Here is a 20,878-nt window from a genome sequence, read left to right as displayed (position 1 = left end):
ACCCTAGCTTTTTGGTAGGTATGCCTACCTTTTTGCTAGGTAGCACCTACCTTTTTCGTAGGTGTTCCTTGCATTGGGATAGGTGCACCTACCCTAGGGCAAGCACTACCTAAGTTCAGGATAGGTGCAGTACGCAAATAATGTCGTTTTACGACAATTTTGTTGTTCAGATACAAAATTTAGCCCTCTATATATACGATAGCCCTAACCGTTACGTTTTACTACACAATAAAACGCTGATTTTATAAGTCATTTTTCCACTGATATTAAAAAAAGCGAGGATAAGGTATTGCACCGATGCCTGCTTGATTATTTCACAATTTAATTTTTTTTTAAAATGAAAAAACATTTGGATTTGGCGCAAACGCTCACGGCAGCACAAATGAGCGATTTACTCGACTCGCTGCAAAAAAGCCACACTTTGATGAAAAAATTCACTGTGAACCTCAGCGACAACGAGCGCACCGGTTTGCGCACCGTAGCCGAAGGGCGCGAGGGGTATGTGCGCGATTTGGAACGTATGGTGCGCGAGTTTCCGCAAGAATTGTCGGAGAGTTTCAATGCGGCGGAGTTTACGACCTTGTTGGCGGAGTTCGACCGTTGGCGCGAGGTAATGCTGCGGGCAGAGGAAATAGCCGAACTCAGCAGCGACACCGTGCTGGCACTCGGCGCGGCTTTGATGGAAAAAAGCGACTGGGCAAATGACAGTTTTCAGCAGGGCAGAAAATACAATGCCGCCTTAGACCGCGCTTTGGAGCATATCGACCGCTTCAACAGCCGCTTTGGTAAAAGTAAGGAGGGCAACGAAACAGATACGCCGCCCGCTCCTTTCCCTGAAGCCGCCGGATAGATAATTGACAAGGGATAGCCCGATAAAAAAACAGCAGCACAAGCAAAAAACCTGTATCAAAAAAGGTTGCGCCTGTGCTGCTGTTTTCAATAAAAGAACTTACCTAAAAATCATTCTATTAACGGAAAGTCATCATTTTGGGCAAACGAAAAGTATCCCCTTTATCGGTGATGGCTTCTACCTGATATACATAATTGCCGACGGGCAGTTCGAGTTGGTTGGGAACAACAGAAATTTCGTGTACGCCCGCCGCCCTTTTTTCATCAAATACGGCAGCTACTTTTTTACCCGACAAATCCCATAACTCCACCTTCAAATGTGCTGCCTGTTTTAAAGTAATCGGAATAGTGGTTTGATATTGGTAAGGATTCGGAAAATTTTGCCCCACTTCCATTACTTTGGCGGTTTCTTTCTCTATATGCCCCAAACCCGTAACGCCGCTGCCCTGCACCGATACTTCCAAATAAGAAGTATAGCCGCCTGTTGTTGCATCTTCACTTAGGGTTGCCAACTGAAATTCTACGCCGTCAGAAAAAATATTATCGCTGCTGAAAGTCAGCGGGTCAGCACCTTTGGTATATAGCGTAGGATTGGCGAGATAAATGGCGTTTTTTTGCGCTATATCAAAAGTAAGCTGCGAAATAGCGGAATAGGAAGAACTCACATACACCTGAAAATGAATATGTGCGATACGCCCATTGTACCAACCCGGAAAAATCGTCAGAAATTCCACTTCGCCGTTGGCATCGGTAAACTGGTATCCTCTCAAAAAAGTGCTACCCGCCGGTGCGGGGTTCATATTGCTGCTGTATCCCGAATAAAGTCCGTCTTTGGAACAATGCCATATATTCACGCGCACATTTTGCATCGGCTCACAATTATCCGTTCCGATAATTTTCAAACGAACCGTAAAAGGCACTCCTGTTTCCGTTTCGCGTATATCCTGCCTGAAAAAAGTAGTATTTTCGGTCAAATCCAACGGAAAAGGTCCGGCGGTTTCGGTCGGAATAAGGGTGCAACTGCTGCTGCCGGCAGGTACAGACGGAGCAGTAGCCGACAGACCGTCGGGTATTGCCAAGCCCAAACCCGCCAAACTCGCACCTTTTAAAAAATCCTTTCTTTTCATTGTCTAAAAAAATAAAATGTGATAATAGAATATGATAAATGAATATTGATAGATAAAAAAGCAAACCTTACTTACTTTAATCAAAGGTAGAATAAAAAAAGACACCTCTTTATATCTTTTAGTTTTAAAATAAACAAAAAAACATAAATAATTCTGCTGCCTTTGGTAGGTATCCTTTGTACCAAAGTAGAAGTAGATGATTTTTTTTAAAATAAATTTGCTCAACTATTGGGTTTTAAAAAAAACAGTGTAACTTTGTGCCGCTTTTGAAAACAAACCTATTGCTTGTAGGTCAATTTCAAAAAGGTGTTATGATATGTCATAGCGAGCTGGTACCTTAGCTCAGTTGGTAGAGCAAAGGACTGAAAATCCTTGTGTCCCTGGTTCGATTCCTGGAGGTACCACTTTTTCATTTTGTCATTTTTTGTTTTTTTAAGTGTCGGCAAAAAAAATTTGTTGACACTTTTTTGCTTTTATTGCTACGCTACGTTTTTTATGCAAGCCACGCTTCATCATCAGCACCGTGCCTATACCATTGATTTGAGTTGCCCGCTTTGTATTGCGCTGCCTTTGCGGGCGGGTTTTCAAAACCCCAATTGCTTTTACGCACCCCTGCCCGAAATTACACCCGTCAAAAGTGGCGATTTTGTCGGCGATACGCAGCAGGGCGGTGCGGTGAATTTCAAAAATGTACGCCTTAATCCGCACGGCAATGGCACACATACCGAATGTGCGGGGCATATTGCCAAAGAAAGCTGGGTATTGAGCGATTGCTTACAGCAGTATTTTTTCAAGGCAGAGTTGATTTCTTTATACCCACAGCTACTCGACAACGGCGACCGCCTCATTTTGCGCGAACACCTCGAAGCATTTTGCAGCGATTTGAATGCCGAAGCCCTCATTATTCGCACTTTGCCCAACAGTGAAGACAAAAAAACGATGCAATATTCAGGTACTAATCCGCCCTATTTAGATGCTGCCGCTGCCGCTTTTTTAGTAGAAAAAGGAGTGGAACATTTGCTCTTGGATTTGCCTTCCATTGACCGCGAAGAGGACGGCGGCACATTGGCGGCACACCATATTTTTTGGCAATATCCACAACATACGCGCCGTCATTGCACCATCACCGAACTCATCTATGTACCCGACTTCATCAAAGACGGCAGCTATTTTTTGCAAATGCACATCACACGCCTGCAATTAGATGCCAGCCCTTCTATGCCGGTATTATATACCATTTTGGAGGAGCAGGTGGCAAAAATGAAATGAAAAACCAAAGACTTTTACGCAATTTTTAATTCATAACTTATAATTTATATGTCGCTCACTCCCATTAGCCAACTCGGCGAATTTGGTTTGATAGAACGCCTCACTACCAATTTTCCTCACCGCCAGCCCTCCACTGTTTTGGGCGTAGGCGATGATGCTGCCATTCTCGATCACCGCTCGCATTTGACGCTCATTAGCACCGATTTATTGATGGAGGGCGTACATTTTGACCTCACTTATGCGCCCCTGAAACATTTAGGCTACAAGTCGGTAGTGGTTAATCTGTCGGATATTTATGCTATGAATGGCACGCCGCAGCAGGTGTTGGTGTCTTTGGCATTGTCCAGCCGTTTTACGGTAGAAGCGATAGAAGAACTGTATGATGGTATTCGTACTGCTTGCAAACTTTATCAGGTGGATTTGGTAGGCGGCGATACAAGTGCTTCGCAGCGCGGTTTATTTATCAGCGTTACGGCTATTGGCAGCGGCGAAGCTGAAAATATAGTGAGGCGCAGTGGCGCGCAGCCCGACGATTTGATTTGCGTAAGTGGTGATTTGGGCGCAGCTTATTTGGGCTTGCAGGTATTGGAGCGCGAAAAGCAGGTGTTTTTGGAAAACCCGACAATGAACCCACAATTAGACGAATACGCCTATTTTGTAGAGCGACAACTCAAACCCGAAGCCCGCCGCGATATTATTGCTCAACTAAAAGCCTTGCAACTCGTGCCTACCGCGATGATGGATATTTCAGATGGTTTGTCATCGGAGTTGCTCCATATTTGCCGCCAATCACGCACAGGCTGCATCATATTTGAAGAAAATATCCCTTTGCACGCCGATGCTACGGCTTTGGCGATGCAATTCAATTTGTCGCCGGTAACTTGTGCCCTCAACGGCGGTGAAGACTATGAATTGCTTTTTACGGCAAAAAAAGAGGCACTACCGCAGATAGAGCAAATGCCGAATGTGCGCGTCATCGGAAAAATACTGCCCGCCGAGCAAGGAAAAACCTTCGTAGCCCGCGATGGCAACCGCTACGAACTGATAGCGCAGGGTTGGAACGCCCTACGCAAACCATCATAGCTATTCGGCGGCAACAGAAGAAGGATATAATTGTTGATACAAAGCGATGGTTTCGCGGGCAGCCCATACATCATGCACTCGCAAAATTTTAGCTCCTTGCAGTAGGGCAATCATGTTCAGGGCGGTCGTTCCGTTGAGGGCGGTTTCGGGGCTGCCGTGCAGGGTACGCCATATCATAGATTTGCGCGACACACCCGCCAACAGTGGATATCCCCAAACCGTAAATTCCCGCAGGCGGCGCAATAATTCAAAATTATGGACGGCAGTTTTTCCGAAGCCGAAACCCACGTCCAAGATAATATCCTGAATATCTAATTGCTGTAACTGCTGTATTTTTTGGATAAAATAATCGGTAATATCCAATACTATATCATCGCCGTAGGTGGGATTTTTCTGCATAGTTTGCGGTGAACCCTGCATGTGCATCAAAATATAAGGCACTTGCAATTCGGCAACGGTAGGCAAAAGATCTTTATCTAATACCCCCCCCGAAATATCATTGACGATACTTGCACCCACACCAACGTCGGCTCGTGCTACGGCAGCGCGATAAGTATCAATAGAAAAAACAGCATCGGGAAAAGAACGCACCAATATTTCTATCAAAGAAACACTGCGCTGCAACTCCTCTTCGAGGCTCACCGCCTGTGCCTGTGGGCGCGACGATGCCCCGCCGACATCTATAATACTTGCACCTTCAAGCAGCATTTTTTCACATTGTTTCAAAGCGGCATCGTGCTGCATCACACGGCTGCCACTATAAAAGGAATCGGGCGTTGTATTCAAAACCCCCATTACCAAAGGCTGCGACACATCTAAGAGCTTTTCTTTGCAGCGCAACAATGTTTTTTCGGTGTATATCAAAATAAAGGCGAATGAGTATGGATTTAGGGCAGTTTATAAAACTTGTTGGTCGCCATTTTATTTTTACCAAAATCTATTTTAATAATATAGCAGCCTTGTGCTAAAAATTTCGTATCCAATTCGTATAGCTGTAGTCCGACTGATTGATAATTTAGCTTTTCCTGATAAATCAGTTGCCCCAAAGTATTGTAAATCTGTAAAGAAGCAGTTTTGTTTTCGTTGGCGGTTGACCAGTTCAGATTCATTTTTTCCTGAATCATATTAACGGGTAATTCTATGGCATCGGCGGCGGGTATCTCTACAGCTTCGCAAATCATGTTGGTGCAGCCCTCAGTGTTCGTAACACTTAAACATACCGAATTTACACCGGATTGTATTTCGGTAGCAGGGGTTGAATTATCGGAGAAAACCACATTGTTCAATGTCCAAAGCCACGATGCAGCGTTGGCAGTGGTGGATTGCAGCGAAATGATATTTCCATTGATTTCGTAAGTAAAAGCGGCTACAAAGTTGGTACAATTGATTTCAGGAATTTGCACGGTAATCATCTGACAAAATTCATCTTCGCAGTTGTTGGCATCATTCCACACGACCAAACACACATTATACACGCCGCTTTGTGCGTAAGTGTGATGAGGAGTTGCACCGTCGCTGGTCGTTCCATCTCCCCAATACCAAATATAGCCCTGTGTGCCGCCCGACACTTGGCTGCTTGTTCCATTGACAAAAAGCTGTCCGAGGTTGGAGATTTCATATACAAAATGAGCGGTACATTCGGAGGTAGGAATTTGCACGGTAATCATCTGACAAAATTCATCTTCGCAGTTGTTGGCATCATTCCACACGACCAAGCACACATTATACGCGCCGCTTTGTGCGTAAATGTGATTAGGAGTTGCGCCGTCGCTGATAGTTCCATCGCCCCAGTGCCAGACGTAGCCCTGCGTGCCGCCCGACACTTGGCTGCTTGTTCCATTGACAAAAAGCTGTCCGGTGTTGGAGATTTCATATACAAAATGAGCGGTACATTCAGGAGTTCAGGAACTTGCACGGTAATCGTTTGACAAAATTGATCTTCGCAGTTGTTGTCATCATTCCACACCACCAAGCACACATTATATACGCCGCTTTGTGCGTAAATGTGATTAGGAGTTGCGCCGTCGCTGGTCGTTCCATCTCCCCAGTGCCAGATGTAGCCCTGTGTGCCGCCCGACACTTGGCTGCTTGTTCCATTGACAAAAAGCTGTCCGAGGTTGGAGATTTCATATACAAAATGAGCGGTACATTCGGAGGTAGGAATTTGGACGGTAATCATCTGACAAAATTGATCTTCGCAGTTGTTGTCATCGTTCCACACGACCAAGCACACATTATACGCGCCGCTTTGTGCGTAAATGTGATTAGGAGTTGCGCCGTCGCTGGTCGTTCCATCACCCCAGTACCAGATGTAGCCCTGTGTGCCGCCCGATACTTGGCTGCTCGTTCCATTGACAAAAAGCTGTCCGGTATTGGACATTTCATATACAAAATGAGCGGTACATTCGGGAGTAGGAATTTGGACGGTAATCATTTGGCAAAATTCATCTTCGCAGTTGTTGGCATCATTCCACACGACCAAGCACACATTATACGCGCCGCTTTGTGCGTAAATATGATTAGGAGTTGCGCCGTCGCTGGTCGTTCCATCACCCCAGTGCCAGATGTAGCCCTGTGTGCCGCCCGACACTTGGCTGCTTGTTCCATTGACAAAAAGCTGTCCGGTGTTGGATATTTCATATACAAAATGAGCGGTACATTCTGTTTCAGGAATTTGCACGGTGACTAATTTGCAGGTTGTACTGTTGCACCATTCCGATTGAATTGTAAGGCATATTTCATATTGTCCACTTTCGCTGTAAATATGCGTGGGATCAAACAGCGATGAAGAAGTGCCATCGCCAAAAGTCCATAGACTTTGTCCGAAATTTCCACTTGAATTGTTATCAAAAATCAAGGTGTTGCCGTTGCTGATTTCAAAAGCAAAATTTGCAGCAAAATTTGCGCAAGGGTCGCCTTGTGCGAATAAGGCAGTACTCAAAAACAGGTAGAATATAAGGTGTAAAGTATATTTCATAAAACATTAAAAATTGAAAGAATACGAAAAATAGGACAACTCAAATATAAAATCATTTTTTGAATGATATGTCATATTTTATATTTGTTGCTTATAGAAGCACAATTTTCGTATATTTTTTGCACAAAAAATCATTTACCTTTGCATTTTTCATTTTATTCATCACACTTTTTAGAAGCGTATTGTTTTATAAAAAATATGACCTATCCCATTGTAGCACTCGGCGACCCTATACTCAGAAAAGTGGCACAAGCCATCAATCCCGACGACCCGAACATCTCCGAAATTATTGCTAACATGTACGAAACCATGTATAATGCCAAAGGCGTAGGGTTGGCGGCTCCGCAGGTGGGTTTGTCGCTACGGCTGTTTGTGATTGACAGCACTCCAATGATGGACGAGGAGGAAGAAGAGCAGCAGGAGCAACCCCTAAAGAAAATTTTTATCAATGCACAAAAAATAGAGGAATATGGTGAAACGTGGTCTTATGCGGAGGGTTGTTTGAGTATTCCGGGTATTTCGGAAAATGTGATGCGCCCCGATACCATTCGTTTGCGCTATTATGATGAAAATTTTCAGCAACACGAGGAAGTGTTTACCGGCTTAAATGCGCGGGTCATTCAGCACGAATACGACCATATTGAAGGCATTTTATTTATTGATTACCTCAAACCACTCAAACGCCGGCTTTTACAAAGCAAACTGGAACGCATTACCAAAGGTATTGTAAGCACGAAATACAGAATGCGTTTTGCCAAATAGACCTATTTTTAAATGTTTTTGTCATTTTGACATATTTGTTTTTGTAAAAAAGACAATTTGTCATTAAAAATCAGCCCCAAAATCCATTGGCACGCCGATTGAAGCAGAAAGGGTATCAAACAAAAAATAATTGTTTAACCCTTTTAAATATTAATTAAAACTATGTCTTACATTGCAAAAAGAGGTCATTATGTTCCTGCCTTATTCAATTTAGCAGATGATTTTTTTCGTACACCTGCAAATGCATGGGAGCAAAGAAGTAAAATAGCTCCCTGCAATATCGTTGAAAACGAAGGTAACTACGAAATTAAATTAGTTGCTCCGGGTTTTGCCAAAGAGAACTTTAATTTGAGTGTGGAGAAAAATATGCTCTCCATTAAAGGTATAATTGAAAATAAACAAGAAGAAAGCAACGAAAAATTCACCCGCCGCGAATTTGTGGTTCAATCTTTTGAACGCTCTTTTACCTTGCCCGAAATCGTAGATGGTGACGCTATCGGTGCTACTTACGACAACGGTATTTTGAGCGTTGTGCTTCCTAAAAAAGAAGAAGCCAAAGCCAAAGAACCCCGTGCTATCGTAGTAGCCTAAGAAAATATTCGGACGATAAAATAGCGGATTAAAAAAGCGAAAAGGCAGCCTCACGAGGCTGCCTTTTCGCTTTTTGTTCGACAAATACAAAACAAGACAGCGAAAGAGACAGAAGAATAATTGCTGCTGCAATTATTTTCTCTACTGCTGTTTTATTTTTCCATAGCAGAAGCAAAATTTTACAACTAACTTTGTCGTTCCAATAAAAATATCGGCAGTTTTCAGCGTATGATGAATCGCATCTATCAATATCTCACGGCTTTATTTCCCAATAATGCACCCACTCCGCAAGCGGCAGCACGGTATCGCCGCTTCAAACGTTATTTTTGGGGGCTGCTCGGCTATGGCATTATCGGTATATTTTTGTTTTTTCTTGCCATTCGTTTGGGGCTGTTGGGTGCTTTGCCCTCCTTCCGCGAATTGGAAAATCCAGACAGCTCTCTGGCAACACAGGTATATACGATGGACGGAAAGGAATTGGGGAAATTTTATATACAAGACCGCACCAATGTGCGCTACGAAGATTTGCCCGTACATTTGGTAAATGCGCTCATTGCCACCGAAGACGAGCGTTTTTATCAGCACTCCGGTATTGACGGCAAAGCCTTGGCGCGGGCGGTGTTTCGTTTTGGAAAAGACGGCGGCGGCAGCACCATCACCCAGCAACTCGCACTCAATTTATTCCATTCGCGCGCCAGCAACAAACTGATGCGTATTATTCAGAAATTTAAAGAATGGATTATTGCCCTGCAATTAGAGCGCAATTATACTAAAGAAGAAATTATTATGATGTATCTGAACACTGTGCCGTTCAGCTACAATGTACATGGCATCAAATCGGCAGCGAAAACCTACTTTAATACCACTCCGCAAGAACTTACCATTCCGCAGGCGGCGGTGCTCGTGGGTATGCTCAAAGGCAACACACTTTATAATCCAGTGCGCAATCCCGAAAACGCCACCAAACGCCGAAATGTGGTAATAGACCAAATGCACAAAGCCGGACTTTTGGGCAATTTTGATTTGGACTCCCTCAAACGCGAGCCGCTTATCGTGAAATTTACGTCATCGGCACACGACGAAGGCAGCGGCACTTACTTCCGCGAGCACCTGCGCGCTTGGCTCAAAGACTGGGCTGCCAAACGCGCCAAAATAGACGGCTCTGACCCTTTGGACGTACACAAAGACGGGCTTAAAATTTATACTACCATCGACTCCCGCATGCAGGCTTATGCCGAAGAAGCCGTAAAAATCCACATGGCAGATTTGCAAAAAGATTTTGACGAACACTGGAAAGATAAAGACCCTTGGTTTGATGACGAACCTTCCAAAGTATATAAAGGAGAAACCGAACTCATTGAGCGCGCCATTAAAAACTCCAACCGCTATCAGGAGCTAAAAAACCTAAAAATGAGCGAAACAGATATATGGAAAAACTTTAATACACCTATCCCGATGACCGTGTTTGAATATAAATACGAAAAAGAAAAAAATGAAAAAGGGAAAATGGTGGATAAATTTATAGATACAGGCGGCAAAGATACCACGATGAGTCCTTTGGATTCTATCAAATACTACAAACGCCTCTTGAATACCGGATTTTTGGCAATGGAGCCGCAAACAGGCTATGTAAAAGTATGGATAGGGGGGGTGGATTATAAATATTTTAAATACGACAATGCCCGCGAAAGCAGCAAAAAACAGGTAGGCTCTACTTTTAAGCCTTTTGTATATACGGTTGCCATACAAAACGGCTGGTCGCCCTGCCAATATGTTGCCAATGTGCCGGTGACCTTCAACAAAAAAGACTGCAACTTGGATTTGCCCGAACCCTGGACACCCAAAAATGCCGACAACTCGCTCAATGGTCAATCGCTGACGCTCAAAAAAGGACTGGCAAAATCAGTCAATTATATCACCGCCTACTTGATGAAAGAAGTGTGCCCGCAAGCGGTAGTGGATCTGGCACACAAAATGGGTATCGTGAGCCATTTAGATCCTTATCCCTCCATTGCTTTGGGAACAGCAGATATTTCACTCATAGAAATGATAGGGGCTTACGGCACTTTTGCCAACAAAGGCACTTGGATAGAACCCATTTTTGTAACGCGCATAGAAGACAAAAACGGCATCGTGTTGGAAGATTTTACACCAAAAATGAAAGAAGTATTGAGCGAACAAGATGCTTATGTGATGATACAGATGTTGCGCGGCGTGGTGGATATCGGTACAGCCATTCGTTTGCGTGGCAAATATGCTTTCAGGGCAGAAATAGCGGGCAAAACCGGCACCACCAACGACCACTCAGACGGTTGGTTTATGGGGGTTGTGCCGAAATTGGTAGCCGGTGCGTGGACAGGCGGCGATGAAAAACGGATTCACTTCCGCGAATTGAGTTTGGGGGCGGGCAGCAATATGGCATTGCCCATTTGGGGCGAATTTATGCAGCGCGTATATGCCGACACCACTTTGGGCATCACCGAAGATGATGTATTTGAACAACCCAAATATTTAGGTATAGAACTCAATTGCGGTGCTTATGAAATGTATGACCCTACGAGTCCGTTTCGCAGTGCGCCTACCGAAACTACCAACGAATACAACGACCGCACCCCCGATGCAGAAGAGGATTTCTTTTAAAGAAAATAAAAAATATTGTTGTTGTTTATTGTAAATAAAAAAACAATAAATAAAGATAAATATAGCGTTTTGTATTATAAAAGAGGCTAATTTTATGGCTTGTTAAAGTTTATTTTTCACCTTTTTTCTATCATAAATAAAAATGAAACTACAAAAAATCTTTATCGCTGCTACCATTTTAGCCGGTATAGCCGCCAATACTTCCTGCAAAAAAGATCACGAAAAAGTATATGAAGTGCCTGCCATTATTCAGCCATACGTAGATGATTTTAAGGCGGAGGCGGCAGCACGCGGCATCAATTTGGTGGTAGATGATTTGATTGTAGAATTTAGAGAAAATTTAGAAAGTCAAGGTAATGAAGCGGCGGGATTGTGTCATTTCGGCACTAAAAACAGCTCGCCTTTTGTGGAGTTGGATACCACCTCCAACAACTGGACAGCCGGTGCAAACTCGCGCGAATTGCTTGTTTTTCACGAATTGGGGCATTGCCTACTCAATCGTCAGCACAAAGAAGACCTGCTGCCCAACGGACAATACGCCAGCCTGATGAAAGCGGGTGGCGACATTTTATACGCCGATTTCAGCAATTACAAACGCGATTATTATTTGGACGAACTCTTTCACGAAAACACACCTACTCCAGATTGGGTACTCAATCTGCCCGCTTACAACGATTATTCTGATTCTCAAAAAACCGACATTTTCGACGAAGAATTTACCAACAATTTCGGCGGTTGGGGTGTAGGAACAGGCGTATCTATCCGCAAAATAGAAAACGGTACTTACTATTTTGAATCTACCAACAGCACTATGTTTTATACCGCTGTCACCAAAAACATCAATACCACCCGCGACTTTGAAATAGAAACCAAATTTAAAATAGAAAAAGGCGATTATTTAGCCTCTTTACTTTTGTGGGGCGGCGATGATGCACCCAATCTGGATTTTATGTTTATCGGCAACAACGCCCAAAAAGCCTCGCTCATCGGCACTTTTACTACACAGGAAGAGGTGGGCAGCCTCAAAAACCCGCTCAATGACACCGGCGAATACAACACTTTTACGGTGCGCAAAGTGGGTGACCAATATCAGTTTTTTATCAACGAAACTTATTACGAACATTTTCCTTTTTTGGCTTTCAACGGCAACCAAATTGGTTTTGCAGTAGCACCCGAATCAGCCATACGCATTGAGTATGTACGAGCCGCTTATCTGGATTAAAAAAATAAAAACTCGCACAACATACTTAGCAGTGCTGTTATGGTATTGTTGGGTGCAGCCTTTTGTAGCACAGTCGCAAGAACTCGGTTCTTGGAGCAGTTGCGGTATCAAATATAACCTAAACGAGCGTTGGAGTGTATTTGCCGAAGCACAATTGCGCTCCCTGCATTTTTATAATAATTTTCATTATTACGAATACAAAGGCGGCATCAATTACAAAATTACACCTCATTTTATCATCACCTTTGCTTTGGGTGATTACGATACTTATCAAGAAGGCGGCAACTTTATAGTACCCAAAAACAACGATGAATTTCGGATATGGAATCAGTTGGTTTTATTGCAAAATATCGGAATATTTAAAATAGAACAACGCTATCGTTTAGAGGCGCGTTATACGCAAAATGGCTATCGCAATCGTTTTCGCTATCGTGTGCAAGTGGCATATCCTTTTGGCAATACTACCCGCAAAGGATATGCACCATTTCAGGTGGCGGCTGCCAACGAGATATTTTTTACAGACAAAGAACCCTACTTTGAGCGCAATCGTATCTCAGCAACTTTGGGCTATAAAATTGCTCCTTATTGTACTGTCTCTTTGGGGTATTTACAACAATTTGATTATAAAATTAATGACAAAATCGGGCGCGATTTTTTGCAGGCATCTGTGTTGTTTGAATTTTCAGGCGCAAAAAAAAATTAAATAATTCCGACTGCTTCAAACAAGATTTTTGCAACTTTGTTGTTTCAATAGCTCTATTTTTTTGGTAGTGTTAAATATTGAATGATCATCAAAGATATAAATCATTGAAAATTGCATACTTAACTAACAATTAATCATTAAAAACTAAGCACTATCTGTTTTTTTTTACACTACACGAAAAAAAATGCAAAAAGAAAAAGTATTGGTAGCTATGAGTGGCGGCATTGATAGCACAGTGGCGGCGATGCTCCTGCACGAACAAGGCTACGATTTGGTGGGCATTACCATGAAAACGTGGGACTATGCAAGCAGTGGCGGCAGCAAAAAAGAAACCGGCTGCTGTAGTTTGGACGCTATCAACGATGCGCGGGCAGTGGCGGTGGATTTGGGATTTCCGCACTATATTATTGATATACGCGATGAATTTGGCGAGTCGGTGATAGATTATTTTGTGAATGAATACATTGCAGGGCGCACCCCAAATCCTTGTGTAATGTGCAATACGCATATCAAATGGAACGCTTTGCTCAAACGTGCCGATGCACTCGGCTGTCGTTATATTGCCACCGGACACTACGCCCAAACCCGCCTGCTGCCCTCCGGTCGTTGGGTTATTGGCTGCGGCAACGACCGCCACAAAGACCAAAGCTATGTGCTGTGGGGCTTGAGTCAGGAGAATTTGTCGCGCAATCTTTTTCCGGTGGGTAAATACGAAAAATCGCAAATCCGACAGATGGCTGCCGACCGAGGCTATACAGATTTGGCTAAAAAAGCCGAGAGCTACGAAATTTGTTTTGTTCCCGACAACGACTACCGCAGTTTCCTCAAACGCCGCATACCCGACTTGCAGGAGCGCGTAGCAGGCGGTAATTTTGTAAACAGCGCGGGCGAAATTATCGGCAAACACGAAGGCTATCCTTTTTATACCATCGGTCAGCGTAAATTAGGGCAGGCTTTCGGCAAAACGATGTATGTAAAAGAAATTGTTGCCCACACCAATACCGTAGTGTTGGGCGAACTCCACGAAATAGAGCGCAACGGTATGTGGGTGGGGCAGGCGAATTATATCAAATACGCCGACTTGGAGCAGGGAATGGAAGCCATTGTAAAAATACGCTACAAAGACCCCGGCACGCCCGCTTTGATACGGCAGGAAGGCGATAAAATACGGGTAGAATTTTTTGATAAAGTAAATGCCATTACACCCGGGCAAAGTGCTGTTTTTTATGAAGGCGATGATGTAATCGGTGGAGGCATTATTGAAGGGAGTTTTGAAATATAATGCAGAAAATGATTATTTTGCACTGCCGAAAATAGCCGTTTTAAAAGAAATATTTGATGGTTTTGTGTGAATAAAAATACTTGATAATCAAATGTTTATATCAATTTATAGCTTGTAATTAGTCATTTGCGGCTACTTCTAAAAACCCGTTTGCGGGTATATTACAATGGAATAAATTCGGTGCGGATACGTTTTTTTATAAAAATACTTTTTTAAGTTATTTGAAAATCATGCCCTCCATCAAAATAAATACTGTCCGGCTGTACAGCATAACAGCAGTCATCTTATTGCTATGCGGCAATATTTCCTGTACCAAATTGTTTGTACCACCTGTGGACGGACAACAGGCTTTTGACAATAAAAGCTACCATTTGGCGGCGCAACTTTTGGAAAACGACTACAACAAAAGCAGCGACAATACAGCGCGCGCCACCTTAGCCGAAACCATCGGCGATGCCTGCCGCCTCAGCAACCAAACCGCCGCCGCCGAAAGTTGGTACGCCAAAGCCGCCGAACACAGCAGCAACCCCGAACTGCCTTTTAAATACGCTCTGATGCTCAAAAGCAACGAAAAATACGAGCAAGCCCTTCAACAATTTAAAGAATATGCCGCCAACAACCCCGTTGAGCGCGCCAAAGCAAAAGCGCAAATCATCGCCTGCCAACAGGCTTTGCAGTGGCTCAAAGAAAAAAACGCTTTCATCAGCGACAACCTCATTTCTGTTAATTCGCCCGCTTCCGATTTTGCACCTGTTGTTTATAATCGCAACAGCCTCGTATTCACTTCGGCACGCGCCACCGCACAAGGTAGTACCTACGACTGGACTGGCGAGCAACACAGCGACCTCTTCGTTGCCGACCGCAACGGTGCTGCCGACCTCTATACGGCGGCGGTGGCTTTTGGCGATTCCCTCAATACACCCTACAACGAAGGTACGGCGACTTTTAGTGCCGACAACAACACTGTATATTTTACCCAATGCGGCAGCGAAAACAAAAATGACGACTATTGCCATATTTACCGCGCTTTCCGCAAAGAAAACAACCGTTGGAGCCGCCCCGAACTTGTACTGCTTTTTGAAGCCGACAGCATCAACACAGGGCAACCTTTTTTGAGTACCGATGGCAAACTGCTGTATTTCGCCGCCGCCCCCCCCGATGGTTTCGGCGACAAGGATTTATACGTCAGCGAATTGCTCAAAGACGGTTCGTGGGGCTATCCGCGCAATTTGGGAGCTGATATTAATACGGCGGGCTACGAAGGATTTCCGTATATAGACAAAAACGGTACGCTCTATTTTGCTTCGGACGGACACGACGGTATGGGTGGTTTGGATATTTTTTCGGCAGAAAAAAACGGCAAACGCTGGACAAATGTTCAAAATCTCAAAGCACCCCTTAATTCGGGGGCAGATGATTTCGCGCTCACGCTCATTGCGCCACTCAATACGGCTGCTCTTGCCAATAAAACACCTTTGGGCTATTTTTCTTCTTCGCGCAGGGGCGGTATGGGCAATGATGATATTTATGTGCTCTCTAATCAAATTCCTGCCACGCCGCCGCCCACAGATACCATTCCGGCAAAAATAGATACTTTGCCGCCGGCTATTGCCATTTATTTAAAAGGAGAAATACTGCAAAAAGTATTTGAAGACGATACCAACCCGCAAAGTCGTTTTTTGCACAATGCTCCTTTGCCAAATGCAGCCGTACAAATATTGGGGCTGAATTTGGAAAGCACCTTATCCACACGTTTTACAGCTGACGAAAACGGACGTTTTTTTCTGCCCGTAGAAGCCAATAGTGAGTATCGCGTGTTTGCCGAAGCACCTACTTTTTTCAGTCGTTCCGAAACCGTAAAAAGCGGCGCACAGAGCGATACTATTGAGGTACAAATTGTTTTGGACAGAATATTCAAGCAGCAGCAAGTCGTTATTCCCAACATTTACTACGATTTGGATAAATCCGATATTCGTGCCGATGCGCAACCAGTTTTAGATGAGGTGGTGAAATTGCTCCAGGAAAACCCGCGCATCGTGGTAGAGTTTGGCTCACATACCGACTCGCGCGGCTCTGATGCCTACAACGAGGAGTTGTCGCAGGCGCGGGCGCAGGCGGTGGTCACTTACCTGAGCAGCAAAGGCGTTGATGCCCGCCGATTGTTGGCACGCGGCTATGGCGAAACACAATTGGTGAATCGTTGTGCCAATGGTGTTGCTTGCAGCGAAGAAGAACATCAGGAAAACCGCCGCACCACTTTCAAAGTGTTGTCGGACAATTTCAGGGAATAAAGTTGCTGAAATTACGGGTGAAATACTGATGTGGAAAAAAACTTGATACCTTTAAATGAAATGATAAATATTAACTACTCATCTAAGGGGATATTTTTTTTCTTCTCCTTGTTGAAAAATATTTTCAATCTTTCTTTAAACTGTATTTATTGAATTTAAAAGTAAAAAAAACAAATACCAATTAAACATGGCAAGGATTTAGCGGTTTTTTTTGAAACCGTGCTTTTTACAGCCTTGTTTTTTTGATTTATATATAATATGAATACCAATTTCGTCACCCTCAACGAACTGCACCAATTTGACAGCCTCGAACTGCTTGCCCGTCAGGTAGTGGAAGGATTTATGATAGGTTTGCACAAAAGCCCTTTTCACGGTTTTTCGGTGGAATTTGCCGAGCATCGTCTGTATAATATCGGCGATTCGCTCAAAAATGTAGACTGGAAAGTGTATGCCCGCACCGATAAAGTATTTGTAAAACGCTACGAAGAAGAAACCAATTTGCGTTGCCAGTTGGTGATAGATTGCTCCTCTTCTATGTTTTATCCCGAAAATCCCGAGCAGCCGCATTTGAAACCCATCAATAAATTTCGTTTTTCGGCGGCGGCGGCGGCGGCGGTGATGCACCTGCTCAAAAAACAACGCGATGCGGTGGGCTTGTCTTTGTTTTCGGACGAAGTGGAGGCACATACGCCCTGCAAGTCTACGACCATACACCACAATTTGCTCATAAGTACCTTGGAGCGATATTTGGAGAAGCCGCCCACACAGCGAAAAACATCAGCCGCCAAATGCCTGCACGAAATAGCCGATAATATCCACAAACGCTCTTTGGTACTCATTTTTAGCGATATGCTCGATGAAGGTACTGAAAATGAAGCCTTATTTGCGGCTTTGCAGCATTTGAAATACAACAAACACGAAGTAGTGCTTTTTCATGTAGTAGATGGCAAGCACGAAATAGAGTTTGAATTTGAAAACCGTCCTTATCGTTTTATTGATATGGAAAACGGCGAAGAAGTGCGTCTGCAACCCAATCAGGTGCGAGGTTTTTATGTGGAGCAAATGGAAAAATTTAAGAAAAATCTACAGCTCAAATGTGCGCAATATCGTATAGACTTTGTAGAAGCCGACATCAATAAGGATTTTACACAAGTGTTGTTGCCATATCTGTCCAAGCGTACTAAATTGGCATAATACAAAAAAACAAAAAAGGGCTGTGAGTTTTTTTACCTCACAGCCCTTTCTGTTTTTTTAATACTATACCTCTTTCATAATAGGTAAGTGCTAATTCACATTTATTTGCGATTTATTTAATTGATGACTAAATAATTTAACTAACTGAAAATCAATTTTTTGATAGTAAAATTTTGATTAAAAATAATATAAACTAAATAAAACCAACTACTTATGCTAAAATATTTTCGCTTTAATCAAGGATTATTTTGTTGTATCTGAACAGTGCCGACAGCTCCGTTGTTCCATAATACTTCTATGGTATTAGTACCTTGCCCCGACTGAATAGTACCTCCACTCACTGTCCAATTGTAAGTAGCACCCGATACCGCCGCTACTTGATAAGTATAAAATTGATTGGCACACACGGAACTGTTGCCGGAAATAGCAGGTTCAGGGGCTATACAATCTATATTGCCTACACGCAACCCATTGCCAAAATTTGTAACCCAAACTTCGGTTTCCTTATATGGATTAAAAAATACACGTTGAGGATGGTGGAAAGGATAATTTGTTTGGGTAAATGTGGGATTAGTATCATTGATGTTTTCCGAAAACCAAAGCCCCTCTGTTTCCGTACAAACATACATTTGGTTGGAATTGTTAGGATTGATAGAAGCAGAACCTACATATTCAAATGCGCCGATTTCTGTCCATGTAGTACCGCGATCGGTTGTTTTAAACAGCCCGCCCGGTCCGCTGGTCGTACCCCAACTTTTATAAACACAGGCATACCAAGTATTTTGTAAAGTATCAAAAGGATCTATCACCACGTCTCTTGTCCAGTAGCGCATAACAGAAGTGCTTTTATCTTGCCAAGTATTGCTGACAGGGTCATATAAGAAAATACCGGAACTGGAAGTAAAATCAGGGTTGCGGCGTGCTGAATACGAAACAAGAACTTTATCGTCATTTAAAACTATGATATTAAAAGGTCGTCCTTGTGTATTCGGAGGATTGGGCAATTTGCTCCAAGTGCTGCTTGCACCTAAATTAATGTTATTGGATACCCACACTCCGCCATTGCCATTTACGCTATTAACTACACTTGCATACAGTTGATTTGAATTATTCGGATTGGTAGCAACCCAGGCAACAATATCGCTGAAATTATGCAGGGTTTGCCAAGTAGCCCCATTATTGCTTGAATAGAGCACTTCGCCCGTGTTGGCAGTAGCATCTAAGGCACTGCCCAATCTTGTGCTTTCATAAAGGTCGTGTACGGATGAGGTAGCAAGATACAAGGTATTGTTGGCGATATTTTTGACAACACGATAAGAAGAATTATAGGGCTGTCCTGTATAATTAAAATTGTGCGAATAAGCCCCGTCATTGCTTCTAATGCCGCGAATGTCTGAATAACAAGTCCATGTATTTAAGCTGTCAATCCAAAATATTTGCCAACTGCTTGTATTTTCCAAGCCGATAGAGTGATAATCACTTCCCTTAGGAGTAATACTACCCACCGCATTTTGGTCGGCTGCATCGTTATAAGCTTGCTGCCATGTAATTCCTCCATTGGTACTTGTATGTACAAAACCATAATCTGCTATTACTATTTTGTTCGCATTATTAGGAGCAACATCCATTGTTAGAACCAATTCAGCCCAACCCCAAGCAAAATCACCATTTTGACCGCAGTAGCCGGTGGCAATATTTTGATTATTGGCACTTAAGAATATGTGAGACCAACTATTGCCACCATTAGAAGTTTTTAGAACAATAGGATTGCTATTCCCTCCTCCAACATACGCAATAGACGTGTCATTGACAGCACAGCGTATAAAATATAGCATATCAGCAGACTGTACGCCTGTGTTTTTTAAGGTCCAGTTGCTTTGATTTGATTTTTTTGTATAAATTTTTGATACTTGATTGCTAAAATCATAAGGCACGACACCTGCATAAATATCACCTGCACTGGCGGTCACACACCAAAATTTAGTTTCTGTACCTTCTTTGGCAGCGGCAAACGATAATAATACTTCTCCGGCACCAAAACCAGTGGGAGCACTTAAAGAAAATGTTGTTCCTCCATTCGTGGACGTTATTATTCCAAAGGTAGTGGCTATATAAATATTATTATTGTTGTCCCAAAAAGCACCCCCCACATGGATACCTGCACCTGCACTTTCGGTACTGTTGGTAGTATATTTCAACGAAAAGGTGCTTCCGCCATCGTTTGAAAAGTATAAATTCCAATAGTCTGTAATAATAAGCTCGTTGGTGTTATAAGGATTTGCCAACAAATGATATGCACTATTGTCGCCGGTGGGGTCGGTAATAGTGCTCCATGTAATACCTCCATCTATGCTTTTTTTAGGAAAATGTCCACCATTTACAGGGTCGCTGCTTAAGATATAGCGCACCAAAGGGTCGTTGGTATATTGCACGACAGAAAGCGGATTTGCTCGTACCTCTTCAAAATGTACCATTTCGTAGCTTAATCCAAAATTATCGGTGCGATATAAGCCGGTCATATCCGTGCCCAAACAAAATTCGTTATCATTTTGAGGGTTGATGCTGACACCAAACCAAGCTCCGCCACCACCTATACCACGCGCTTCCCAAATTTGGGGATAATTTTGCGCAAACAAGGCAATAGATGACAGATACAGAAAAAACGAGAACAAAATCTTTTTCATTTTCATTAATTTATTTTTAGTGTTTTGAAGAAATAGCAAATAGTGGATAGTTTTTAGTAATTAATTTTTAGTTTTTACAAATAATTGATTTGCAATTATTTGTAAAAAAATATACTATAAACTAAATTTAAATGATTGCTTATGAAAAGTACATATACCGTTACCAAGGCAACCGCGATACTGGTCACCACAGTTGTTTTGGCT

15 protein-coding genes, 1 tRNA gene and 3 pseudogenes are annotated in these 20,878 nt (G+C 43.0%); 12 read left to right on the top strand and 7 right to left on the bottom strand.

The features are described 5' to 3' along the window. The first annotated feature begins 337 nt into the window (after positions 1-337). A complete protein-coding gene (locus tag IPL35_16745) occupies positions 338-850 on the top strand; it encodes a hypothetical protein (GenBank protein ID MBK8444946.1) in 513 nt (170 codons plus the stop codon). Between the two features lie 118 nt (positions 851-968). On the opposite strand, the gene IPL35_16740 is transcribed toward IPL35_16745, so the two are convergent. Continuing rightward, positions 969-1,976 (bottom strand): hypothetical protein, encoded by a 1,008-nt coding sequence (locus IPL35_16740; GenBank protein ID MBK8444945.1) that lies wholly within the window; start codon positions 1,974-1,976, stop codon positions 969-971. A gap of 331 nt (positions 1,977-2,307) precedes the next feature. Between IPL35_16740 and IPL35_16735 the strand changes: the two genes are divergently transcribed. The 3 genes from IPL35_16735 to thiL all read left to right on the top strand — a co-directional run bounded on the left by IPL35_16735 (position 2,308) and on the right by thiL (position 4,328). Continuing rightward, a tRNA-Phe gene (locus IPL35_16735) sits at positions 2,308-2,380 on the top strand. 91 nt (positions 2,381-2,471) lie between these two features. After that, the gene (locus IPL35_16730) at positions 2,472-3,245 is read left to right on the top strand and encodes a cyclase family protein (protein ID MBK8444944.1); all 774 of its coding nucleotides are present in this window, start codon (positions 2,472-2,474) and stop codon (positions 3,243-3,245) included. Positions 3,246-3,293: 48 nt separating this feature from the next. Next, positions 3,294-4,328: a thiamine-phosphate kinase gene (gene thiL / locus IPL35_16725; protein MBK8444943.1), complete on the top strand. Its 1,035-nt coding sequence runs from the start codon at positions 3,294-3,296 to the stop codon at positions 4,326-4,328. Here thiL and folP read toward each other — a convergent pair whose 3' ends face one another. The 5 genes and pseudogenes from folP to IPL35_16700 form a co-directional block, all read right to left on the bottom strand. Continuing rightward, on the bottom strand, positions 4,329-5,123 hold the full coding sequence (gene folP / locus IPL35_16720) for a dihydropteroate synthase (protein MBK8444942.1): 795 nt from the start codon (positions 5,121-5,123) through the stop codon (positions 4,329-4,331). Between the two features lie 92 nt (positions 5,124-5,215). Next, complete coding sequence (locus tag IPL35_16715) at positions 5,216-6,151, bottom strand: PKD domain-containing protein (GenBank protein MBK8444941.1); 936 nt, start codon at positions 6,149-6,151, stop codon at positions 5,216-5,218. Between the two features lie 122 nt (positions 6,152-6,273). Further along, positions 6,274-6,507 (bottom strand): annotated as a pseudogene (locus IPL35_16710) (PKD domain-containing protein). A gap of 21 nt (positions 6,508-6,528) precedes the next feature. Next, positions 6,529-6,762: pseudogene (locus IPL35_16705) on the bottom strand (PKD domain-containing protein). Positions 6,763-6,783: 21 nt separating this feature from the next. Further along, positions 6,784-7,305 (bottom strand): annotated as a pseudogene (locus tag IPL35_16700) (PKD domain-containing protein). 198 nt (positions 7,306-7,503) lie between these two features. On the opposite strand from IPL35_16700, the gene IPL35_16695 reads away from it, so the two are divergent. From IPL35_16695 to IPL35_16660, 8 genes are all read left to right on the top strand, one after another. Next, a complete protein-coding gene (locus IPL35_16695; GenBank protein ID MBK8444940.1) occupies positions 7,504-8,067 on the top strand; it encodes a peptide deformylase in 564 nt (187 codons plus the stop codon). A 162-nt stretch (positions 8,068-8,229) separates the two neighbouring features. Next, the gene (locus IPL35_16690; protein MBK8444939.1) at positions 8,230-8,658 is read left to right on the top strand and encodes an Hsp20/alpha crystallin family protein; all 429 of its coding nucleotides are present in this window, start codon (positions 8,230-8,232) and stop codon (positions 8,656-8,658) included. A 231-nt stretch (positions 8,659-8,889) separates the two neighbouring features. After that, positions 8,890-11,298 (top strand): penicillin-binding protein, encoded by a 2,409-nt coding sequence (locus IPL35_16685; protein ID MBK8444938.1) that lies wholly within the window; start codon positions 8,890-8,892, stop codon positions 11,296-11,298. A 142-nt stretch (positions 11,299-11,440) separates the two neighbouring features. Continuing rightward, a complete protein-coding gene (locus tag IPL35_16680; protein MBK8444937.1) occupies positions 11,441-12,520 on the top strand; it encodes a hypothetical protein in 1,080 nt (359 codons plus the stop codon). A gap of 31 nt (positions 12,521-12,551) precedes the next feature. Next, on the top strand, positions 12,552-13,223 hold the full coding sequence (locus IPL35_16675; protein MBK8444936.1) for a DUF2490 domain-containing protein: 672 nt from the start codon (positions 12,552-12,554) through the stop codon (positions 13,221-13,223). Between the two features lie 184 nt (positions 13,224-13,407). After that, complete coding sequence (gene mnmA / locus IPL35_16670; GenBank protein ID MBK8444935.1) at positions 13,408-14,505, top strand: tRNA 2-thiouridine(34) synthase MnmA; 1,098 nt, start codon at positions 13,408-13,410, stop codon at positions 14,503-14,505. 221 nt (positions 14,506-14,726) lie between these two features. After that, positions 14,727-16,796: an OmpA family protein gene (locus tag IPL35_16665; protein MBK8444934.1), complete on the top strand. Its 2,070-nt coding sequence runs from the start codon at positions 14,727-14,729 to the stop codon at positions 16,794-16,796. 258 nt (positions 16,797-17,054) lie between these two features. Beyond that, positions 17,055-17,990, top strand: coding sequence for a DUF58 domain-containing protein (locus IPL35_16660; protein ID MBK8444933.1), 936 nt, complete (start codon positions 17,055-17,057; stop codon positions 17,988-17,990). A 236-nt stretch (positions 17,991-18,226) separates the two neighbouring features. Here the strand turns inward: IPL35_16660 and IPL35_16655 are convergent, their stop codons facing one another. Further along, positions 18,227-20,674 carry a hypothetical protein gene (locus IPL35_16655; protein MBK8444932.1) on the bottom strand — a complete coding sequence of 816 codons (2,448 nt, stop codon included), beginning with the start codon at positions 20,672-20,674 and terminating at the stop codon, positions 18,227-18,229. Between the last annotated feature and the right edge of the window lie 204 nt (positions 20,675-20,878).

The organism is Sphingobacteriales bacterium (assembly GCA_016711285.1).
Classification (GTDB): domain Bacteria; phylum Bacteroidota; class Bacteroidia; order Chitinophagales; family UBA2359; genus JADJTG01.
The sequence above is the reverse complement of the archived record's forward strand: the minus strand, read 5'-3'. Positions and strand labels throughout refer to the sequence as shown.